Origin of the sequence: Micromonospora sp. KC207 (assembly GCF_004348615.1) — a bacterium.
Taxonomy (GTDB): domain Bacteria; phylum Actinomycetota; class Actinomycetes; order Mycobacteriales; family Micromonosporaceae; genus Micromonospora.
In genome coordinates this window covers 20,250-29,008 of the sequence record NZ_SMKJ01000053.1, presented here as the reverse complement: position 1 = coordinate 29,008, position 8,759 = coordinate 20,250, and the positions used below count along the sequence as shown (strand labels likewise).

The 8,759-nt window shown below is 71.5% G+C and carries 11 protein-coding genes; 10 read left to right on the top strand and 1 reads right to left on the bottom strand.

Annotated elements, in window-relative coordinates:
• Positions 1–28 precede the first annotated feature (28 nt).
• Positions 29–280, top strand: a complete 252-nt coding sequence (locus E1258_RS09635) for a helix-turn-helix transcriptional regulator (protein ID WP_132398842.1) — start codon at positions 29–31, stop codon at positions 278–280.
• Positions 281–381: 101 nt separating this feature from the next.
• On the opposite strand, the gene E1258_RS09630 is transcribed toward E1258_RS09635, so the two are convergent.
• Positions 382–786 carry a hypothetical protein gene (locus E1258_RS09630; RefSeq protein WP_132398840.1) on the bottom strand — a complete coding sequence of 135 codons (405 nt, stop codon included), beginning with the start codon at positions 784–786 and terminating at the stop codon, positions 382–384.
• 145 nt (positions 787–931) lie between these two features.
• On the opposite strand from E1258_RS09630, the gene E1258_RS09625 reads away from it, so the two are divergent.
• The 9 genes from E1258_RS09625 to E1258_RS09585 all read left to right on the top strand — a co-directional run bounded on the left by E1258_RS09625 (position 932) and on the right by E1258_RS09585 (position 8,757).
• A complete protein-coding gene (locus tag E1258_RS09625; RefSeq protein ID WP_132398838.1) occupies positions 932–1,225 on the top strand; it encodes a hypothetical protein in 294 nt (97 codons plus the stop codon).
• A gap of 32 nt (positions 1,226–1,257) precedes the next feature.
• Positions 1,258–1,752, top strand: coding sequence for a hypothetical protein (locus tag E1258_RS09620; RefSeq protein WP_132398836.1), 495 nt, complete (start codon positions 1,258–1,260; stop codon positions 1,750–1,752).
• The gene (locus tag E1258_RS09615; RefSeq protein WP_132398834.1) at positions 1,749–3,143 is read left to right on the top strand and encodes a phage terminase large subunit; all 1,395 of its coding nucleotides are present in this window, start codon (positions 1,749–1,751) and stop codon (positions 3,141–3,143) included. Before E1258_RS09620 ends, E1258_RS09615 begins: the two co-directional genes overlap by 4 nt.
• Positions 3,140–3,331: a hypothetical protein gene (locus E1258_RS09610; RefSeq protein WP_132398832.1), complete on the top strand. Its 192-nt coding sequence runs from the start codon at positions 3,140–3,142 to the stop codon at positions 3,329–3,331. The genes E1258_RS09615 and E1258_RS09610 overlap by 4 nt, the downstream gene beginning before the upstream one ends.
• Before the next feature lie 18 nt (positions 3,332–3,349).
• Entirely contained in the window at positions 3,350–5,326 is a 1,977-nt protein-coding gene (locus E1258_RS09605) for a phage portal protein (protein ID WP_132398830.1), read from the top strand.
• Between the two features lie 9 nt (positions 5,327–5,335).
• Complete coding sequence (locus E1258_RS09600) at positions 5,336–5,620, top strand: hypothetical protein (RefSeq protein WP_132398828.1); 285 nt, start codon at positions 5,336–5,338, stop codon at positions 5,618–5,620.
• Complete coding sequence (locus E1258_RS09595) at positions 5,613–5,822, top strand: hypothetical protein (protein WP_132398826.1); 210 nt, start codon at positions 5,613–5,615, stop codon at positions 5,820–5,822. Before E1258_RS09600 ends, E1258_RS09595 begins: the two co-directional genes overlap by 8 nt.
• 446 nt (positions 5,823–6,268) lie before the next feature.
• Entirely contained in the window at positions 6,269–7,273 is a 1,005-nt protein-coding gene (locus tag E1258_RS09590; RefSeq protein ID WP_165949703.1) for a head maturation protease, ClpP-related, read from the top strand.
• The gene (locus E1258_RS09585; protein ID WP_132398822.1) at positions 7,270–8,757 is read left to right on the top strand and encodes a phage major capsid protein; all 1,488 of its coding nucleotides are present in this window, start codon (positions 7,270–7,272) and stop codon (positions 8,755–8,757) included. Before E1258_RS09590 ends, E1258_RS09585 begins: the two co-directional genes overlap by 4 nt.
• Positions 8,758–8,759 lie beyond the last annotated feature (2 nt).

Below are 8,759 nucleotides of genomic sequence, written 5' to 3'. Positions count from 1 at the left end.
ACCACATCCAGACTGAGGCCAACCGGCGATGATTCGACCCCTCGCCGACCCCGACCTCGGCCTCGCCCCCGGCTACCGGCGCATCCGCGCCCGCGTCACCACACCCCCCGTCGCCCCGGCGTGGCGGCTGCGCACCTGGCGCCGCACCGCCCACCTCACCCAGCAGCAAGTCGCCGACCTGCTCGGCTGCACCTCGCGGCAGGTGCGCCGCTACGAAACCGGCGAGGCCGCTGTGCCAGACCGCGTCCTCGCCCTGACGACCACCGACCCCGCTGCCTGAGGAGCACCGTGACCCCGTACCACCTGCACGCCACAGCAACGCCTGACCACAGCGAGGGGCTGGCCCGCGGTGTGCGGTCCAGCCCCTTCGCGCGTCGGCCGTCAGGCGAAGGCGAGCACCTTCGCGACCCGAGCCTCCCGCTCCGCCTGCTCGGCGGCGACCTGGCCCAGGCGGGCCAGCTTCCGGCGACCGGCCTCGGTGATAACCGCGTGGTCGACGTCGAAGCGTCGCCCGGGCGGGGGCACGAGGGTGAGCAGACCCTTGCGGGCCAGGGCGCGCAGGACGGGCAGCGGCTCGCCGCCCTTGCCCCGGGTGACGCGGCCGAGGGTCGCGGCGGTGGCGAGGGCCCGGTGCTGGGGGTCGGTGACGTGGGTGAGGTGGGCGCCGGCCATGGTGGGTCGGGCCTGGCGGGTGGTGCCGGTCTGGGCGAGGACGGCGAGGCTGGCGGGCGGGTTGAGGTGGTGGCGCATCTGGTCGATGGACCAGGGGCCGGTAGGGTGCTGCATGGAGGGGTCTCCTGTCGTGAGCAGGTGGTCTGTCCTGGGGTTTCGGGGGTGTTGCGAGCACTCCCGGAACCCGCCAATCTCTCTGGCATGTGCCAGTCTAATCGAGTGGCTTTCGTATGGCAAGTGCCCCGCGTATCATGGGTGCATGGCACGCACACCGTTCCAACCCGACGCCGCCCAACGAGCCGCCCTCGACCAGCTCGCACGCCTCGCCCGCCGCCGCGCCAAGCTTGACGCCGAGACCGACGCCGCCCTGCTCGACGCCGCCGCGCTCAACGTGCCGAAGAAGGCCATCGCCGAAGCGCACGGGGCCGACTGGGAAACCGTCGCCCGCCGCCTCGCCAAGCTCACCCCCGCCGAGCAGCTCGACGTGAGCCGCCCCGGAGGCCCGCCCGTGACGGTGCCCGGACTGCCCAGGAAGGACGCACGGCGGCCGTAACCCCTACGATTGATCCACGGGAGGTGACCGGCATGGCAGACCGACCCCGCAGCCCCTCCGGGCGCTACGTCCGCACCCTCGACGCCGCCGAACGCGACGCCGAAGCCTGCCGGCTGCGTGCCCGCGGGCTGTCGTACCGGGAGATCGCGGAGCAACTTCGGTACGCCGACGCTGCCGGTGCCCACCGCGCCGTCCAGAAAGTTCTCCGCGACACCGTGCAGGAACCCGCCGACGAGCTGCGGCACCTCGAGGTCGTGCGCCTCGACGCGCTCCTCGCCGTCGCCTGGGACGTCCTGGAACGTGAGCACGTCGCGCACTCCGGCGGCAAGCTCGTCATGGTCGCCGGCGAGGACGGCGTCGAGGTGCCGCTGCGCGACGACGCCCCGACGCTCGCCGCCATCGACCGCGTCCTGAAGATCATGACCAGGCGCGCCGAGCTGCTCGGCCTCGACGCACCGCGCAAGATCGAGCAGGGCGGCCAGGTCAAGTACATCGTGGAAGGCGTCGACCTCGGCGCGCTCACGTGACCGTCGTCGAGCACCGATACCGCCCCCGAGGGGCAGCCCGCGCACTGCTCGAAGACCGCTCGCCCGAGCTGCTCCTCTCCGGCCCTGCCGGCACCGGCAAGTCCCGCGCCTGCCTGGAGAAGCTCCACCTGCTCATGCTCCTCAACCCGGGCGCCCGCGGGCTCATCGTCCGCAAGACCCTCGCCAGCCTCGGCTCAACTGCCCTGGTCACCTGGCGGCAGCACGTCGCCGCCGAGGCCCTCGCCAACGGCACCGTCACCTGGTACGGCGGCTCACCACAGGAGTCCCCGCAGTACCGGTACGCCAACGGCAGCGTCATCGTCGTCGGGGGGATGGACCGGGCCACGCGCATCATGTCCTCGGAATACGACGTGGTGTACGTCCAAGAGGCCATCGAGCTGACCCTTACCGACTGGGAGTCCATCACCACCCGCCTACGCAACGGTCGCATCTCGTTTCAGCAGGTGCTCGCCGACACCAACCCGGACACCCCGGCGCACTGGCTCAAGGGCCGCTGCGACGCCGGCACCACCAAGATGGTCGAGTCACGGCACGAGGACAACCCGGTGCTTGTCGACGACCAGGGCGCGCTCACCGCTGTCGGCCGCGACTACCTGGGCAAGCTGGACAACCTCACCGGCGTCCGCTACCACCGGCTCCGCCGCGGCCTGTGGGTCGCCGCCGAAGGTGTCATCTACGAGACGTACGACCCGGCCGTGCACCTCGTCGACCGGATCGCGCTGCCGGCGGGCTGGACCCGCTACTGGGCCGTCGACTTCGGCTACACCAACCCCTTCGTCTGCCAATGCTGGGCCGAGGACCCCGACGGCCGGCTGTGGCTGGAGTGGGAGGTCTACCACACGCAGCGCCTCGTCGAGGACCACGCGATCACCATCCTTGACCAGGTCACCACGGTTGACCGCGACTACCGGCACCCGGACGGGCGCCCCCGCTACGCCCACCACGGCCGCACCTGGACCGGCCCCAAGCCTCGCGCGATCGTCTGCGACCACGACGCCGAAGACCGGGCCACCCTGGAGCGGCACCTCGGCATGTCCACCGTCGCCGCCCACAAGAGCGTCAGCGACGGCATCCAAGGCGTGCAGACCCGGCTACGTCCCGCCGGGGACGGCCGGCCCCGCCTGCTGCTGATGCGTGACGCCGTCGTCGAGCGCGACGCTGCCCTGGTCGACGCGTCCAAACCCACCTGCACAGCGGAAGAGTTCCCCGGCTACGTCTGGGACACTGGCGCGGGCAAGGCCCCGAAAGAGCAACCGCTGAAGGTGGATGATCACGGCATGGACACGACCCGCTACGTGGTAGCCGAGGTGGACCTGTCGGCCCGCCCCCGCGTGCGGTTCCTCGGCGGCGCCGCCCGGAGCCGACGGTGACCGCCCGGACCATGCGCGCCGCCGCTCGCGCCGGACACGCCGCCCGCCGGGCCGCCCCCTACACCTGGGCCGCCGCCGGCCTTACCCTGCTCTCCGCCGCCGCCTGGACCGCATGGTCCGCCCCTGCCGGCCTCGCCGCCGCCGGCATCTCCTGCCTGATCATGGAGTGGCGCGTACGCGGCACCTGACCCCCCCCGGAGCGGCACATGAGATCCCTGCTCGGCGGCCTCGCTACCCTCGTCAACCGGGCCCCCGTCGCCTACGTCGGCCCCGGCCAGCGGCTGTCCATCCCGTGGGTCGGCACGTCCGGCGCTGAGGCGCAGATGCGCGCCATGGGTAGCGTGGGCACCCTGTTCGCCATCGTCAACCGCACCTCCAACGCCACCAGCCAGGTGCACTGGCGACTGTGGCGCACCGCCCCGTCCGGCCGGCGCGAGGACCGCGTCGAGGTCACCCGCCACCTGGCCCTGGACCTGTGGCGCAAGCCTAACCCGTTCATGACGGGGCAGGAGTTCGTCGAGAGCACCCAGCAGCACGTTGACCTGACCGGTGAGGGCTGGTGGGTGGTGGAGCGCGACGCCCGCGCCCGGTCGATCCCGCTGGGCCTGTGGCCGGTGCGCCCGGACCGCATGGAGCCGGTGCCGTCGCCGACGGAGTTCCTCGCCGGCTACATCTACCACGGGCCGGACGGTCGGGAGGTTCCGCTGCGCCTCGACGAGGTCATCCAGCTGCGCATGCCGAACCCGCTGGACCCGTACCGGGGCATGGGTCCGGTGCAGGCGATCCTCACCGACCTCGACAGCGCGCGCTACTCCGCCGAGTGGAACCGCAACTTCTTCCGCAACTCGGCCGAGCCGGGCGGCATCATCGAGGTCGACAAGCGACTCAGCGATGACGAGTTCGACGAGATGTCCACGCGGTGGAACGAACAGCACCGAGGGGTGGCCAACGCCCACCGGGTGGCGGTCATCGAGCAGGGCAAGTGGGTGAACAGGACGTTCACCATGCGGGACATGCAGTTCACCGAGCTGCGGTCGGTGTCCCGCGACGTCATCCGGGAGGCGTTCGGCATCCCGAAGTTCGCCGTCGGCGACGTGGACGACGTCAACCGGGCCACCGCCGACGCATCATCGGCGTGGTTCGGCGAGCACCTCACCGTGCCCCGCCTGGAGCGCTTCAAGGGCGCGCTGAACAACGACTTCCTGCCCATGTTCGGGTCGACGGCGGTTGGTCTGGAGTTCGATTACGACTCGCCTGTGGCCGGCGACGAGGCTGCCGCGAACGCCGAGCGGACCAGCAAGGCGACCGCGGCGAAAACCCTCACCGACGCCGGCTACGACCCGGCCGAGGTGCTCGCCGTCGTCGGCCTGCCCCCGATGCGACACACCGCCCCCGCCGGTCCGCCGGCACTACCCGCGCCCACGGCCACCCTCCGCCGGCCGGTCGTCGCCCGGGTGCCCCGCGTCGTCGCGCAGGAAGCCGCCGCGAGCCTGGAGGAGTGGGAGCAGGAGCTGGAGGCCCTCACCGAGCAGTGGGCGGCCGAGGTCACTCCCGAGCAGGTGGAGGAGGCCGTCGAGCAGGTGGAGGAGGCCGTTGACGAGGGGGATCTGGCCGCCCTGGCCGCGCTGCTTATCTCGTCGACCGTCGCCGCCGGACTGCTGGCGGACAGCATGATCGCGGTTGCGGTCGGCGCAGCGCAGGCCGTTCTCGACGCGGCGGAGGCTGCGGGGGTGTCGCCGGTCCCGGATGTGACGGTCGACGCGCAGGCGCTGACCGCTGCCGCGCAGGTCCGTGCGGCGTTGATGGCGTCGGCCCTGGGTGAGGCCGCCGGCCGGGAGGCGCTGAGGGTGGCGGGGCCGGACGCGTCGGGGACGGAGGTCGCCGAGCAGGTTCGTGCGCACCTGGACGGCCTGTCGGATCGGTACGTGCGCGACCAGCTCGGCGGGGCGCTGTGGTCGGCGGTGGGCGCTGGCCGGCTGGCCGCGTTGGAGGTACTGCCGGAGCCAGCGGCGTACGTGGCGGACGAGGTACGGGACCGCAACACGTGCGGGCCGTGCCGGGAGGTCGATGGCCGGGAGTACACGCTGCTGTCGGCGGCCCTGCTCGACTATCCGACGGGCGCGGGGTACGTCGCCTGCGAGGGCGGGATCCGCTGCCGGGGCCTGATCGAACCCCGCTGGTAGCGTCCGGTCATGGCCGTCACCCACATCGCGGCACCACACATCATCATCAACGACCGCTACCTCCGCCAGCGCTGCGGTTGGTGTGGCGCGGTCATCATCGAGTACGACCTCGCAGCCGTCGCCGTGCCGGCTGGCACGGACCCGACGCCGGCCACATGGTCAACCGGGGCGCTGGTCGCCGTTGACGGGCGCGCGTCCTGGGCGGCCTCCGCCACAAACAGGCTGCCCGAGGATGCGTGCGGCGTGAACCCGTTGACGATGGTCGGGTTCGGGACTGGGGACAGTCGTGGCTGAGGAGCCGATCCTGGGCATCATCGAAGCGCCGGCCCTGAGCGAGGACGAGGCGCGCCGCGTCCGGGATGCGTTCGCTGCGGCGCAGGGTCGGCCCGCATCGTGGTACCCGATCGCCCCGTATGAGGTGCGGATCGTCCGGCCGCACCGGAGCTGGTGGCGTCGGCTGCTCAACCTGCCCGCCCGGGCGGCACGCCATGGCTGAGGCGCGCGCCGGCCATCCCGGGCGAGTACCAGGGGCCCGGCCCTTGGCTCGGTTGGCCGTCGACCCGCGCCTGACCGATGAGGATGTGCGGTGGCTCAACGACCACCTAGACCTCATCGACGACCCACCCATCCGATACGCGCGGGCCGTTCCGGTGCCACCGCTTCCGAGCGGAAGGGGCGTCCGGGGCTCGGCGTCGGCAACCCAGAGACGTGAGCGACGCTCGCGTTTTGGCCCGAAACCACGCACATAATACCGGTTATGGTGCGCACTGCGGCCGTTGGGCCGTCCGTCGCGTCCCTCACCTTCGCCTGTTTTTGCAGCTCAGGGCGGGTTGACCCCAGCCTTGGCGTGGGGAGTACCTAAGAATCGAAGGTGAAACACCCTCTCGACTGATGAATCGTAGGCGGCGGGGAGTACGATCAGCCTCAACAAGGGGGGTGATCATGCGTAGGCGGATCCTCAACCGGGCCGGCATCCGCACCGCCCGCCCTCGCGCCCAACTTCGTCAGGGCCGCACCGACTGGTACGCCATCCGCAACGCCGCGTCCCCCGTCGCCGAGGTCCTCATCTACGACGAGATCGGCTACTGGGGCGTCACCGCCGACGCCTTCGTGCGCGAGCTCCAGGGCGTCACCGCCCCGGCGATCGAACTACGCATCAACTCGCCCGGCGGCGAGGTGTTCGACGGCATCGCCATCATGAACGCCCTGCGCGCCCACCCGGCGACCGTCACGGCCTACGTGGACGGCCTTGCCGCCTCCGCCGCGTCGTTCATCCTCCAGGCCGCCGACACCCGCATCATGCGCCCCCAGTCCCAACTCATGATTCACGACGCGATGGGCCTGTGCGTCGGCAACGGCGCGGACATGCGGCAGATGGCCGACGAACTCGACCGCATCTCCGACACCATCGCCAGCGTCTACGCCGAACGCGGCGACGGCACCGTGGCCCGCTGGCGGGACCGGATGCGCGCCGAAACGTGGTACGGCGCGGACGAGGCGGTCGCCGCCGGCCTCGCAGACCAGGTCGCCACCAACGGCGCACCCACCAACCGGATGCCCCGCCGGGAGAACACGTGGGACCTGACGATCTTCGGCACCGACGGCCGCACTGGCGGACCGGCCGACGATGCCACCCCCGCGGCCCGGGAGTCTGTGGCGGTGGTCGCCCGGACCGCACCGGTGCCGGACCCGGTGGAGGAGGCGGCGGCGCACACCCCCACCGGGCCGGCATCGGACACCACCCCCGACGGCCCGGGCACCGGCGACGTGCCGCTGTGGTCCGACGACCTGGCCGCCGTGTTCCGCGACGCCCTGCGTCCCCCCGACGAGTCCGACCTGGCCGCAGCGTTCCGCGACGCCCTGGCCGAACCGGAACCCGACCTCAGCGAGGTCGTCCTGATCGACCCCATCGAGTTCTACAACGCCGTGAGAGAGGCGAGCCTGTGAAGACCGACAGCAACCGGGCGCAGCGTCGGGCACTCGCCCGCCGCTACGGCGTGAACCCGGCCGACCTGGGCCGGATCGTCAACCGGGCCACCGCCTCCGGGCCGCGCACCAGCACCGTCACCCCGGACGACGTGGACCGCATCACCATCCCCGACACCCCCGAGGGCCTCGAGGACATGCTCCGCGACGGCCCGAAGATGACGAAGCTGTTCCAGCAGAAGGACGGCTTCCGCGACTTCGTCCAGCGCTACGCGCGGACCGTCGTCGACCGGGACCGCAGCATCTCCGACCAGGTGCAGACCGAGGTGCAGCGCACCCTCGCCCAGTGGCTGAAGGACCAGCGGGAGCAGGACGGGGCGGTGCCGCTGGACCTGCGGCACACCAACCCGACCGGCGTGGTCACCGCCGGCGGCCGGGACCGCATCTACAACCCCCGCGCCATGGGCGCCGCCATCGACAAGGAGTTCGCCAACTCGGCGGACTACTTCCAGGCGATCTGGCACCAGCGGCCCCCTGACTCGCACCTCCAGGCGAAGCTGGGCCGCATCCGCAACGCCTTCAGCTCCACCGTGCCGTCCGAGGGCGGCTTCCTCATTCCGGAGACGCTGCGCGCCGAGCTGCTTCGCGTCTCCCTGGAGACCGCGATCGTGCGGCCCCGGGCCCGGGTCATCCCGATGGAGACACTGCGGGTCCCGTTCCCGGCGATCGACGCGACCAGCAACGTGTCCAGCGTGTACGGCGGCATCGTCGGCTACTGGACGGAGGAGGGCGGGCAGCTCACCGCGTCGCAGGCCGCCTTCAGCCGGATCGTCCTGGAGGCGAAGAAGCTCACCGCGTACACCGAGGTCCCGAACGAACTGATCTCCGACAGCATCTCGTCGTTCCAGGCGTTCATCGACCAGATCTTTCCCGAGGCGCTCGGCTTCTACGAGGACGACGCGTTCATCAGCGGTAGCGGTGTCGGCGAGCCGCTCGGGTTCCTCAACGGGTCGGCGGCCGTGTCGGTCGCGAAGGAGTCGGGTCAGCCGGCCGACACGATCGTGTGGGAGAACATCGTTAAGGCGTTCGCCCGGATGCTGCCCGGCAGCCTGGGCCGCGCGGTGTGGATCTGCTCCATCGACAGCTTCCCGGAGCTGGCCACGATGGCGCTGTCCGTCGGCACTGGCGGGTCGGCGATCTGGCTGAACAACGGCGTCGAGGGCCCGCCGATGACCATCTTGGGCCGGCCGGTCATCTTCAGCGAGAAGGTGCCGAAGGTTGGCGACCTGGGCGACCTCAACTTCGTCGACCTCGGGTTCTACCTCGTCGGCGACCGGCAGGTCATGTCCGCGATGTCCTCGCCGCACTTCAAGTTCCAGAACGACCAGACGGCGTACCGGATCATCGAGCGGGTCGACGGCCGGCCGTGGCTGGAGTCCGCCATCACCCCGAAGAACGGCGGGGCGACCCTCTCCCCGTTCGTCAAGATCGCCGAGCGGGCGTAAGG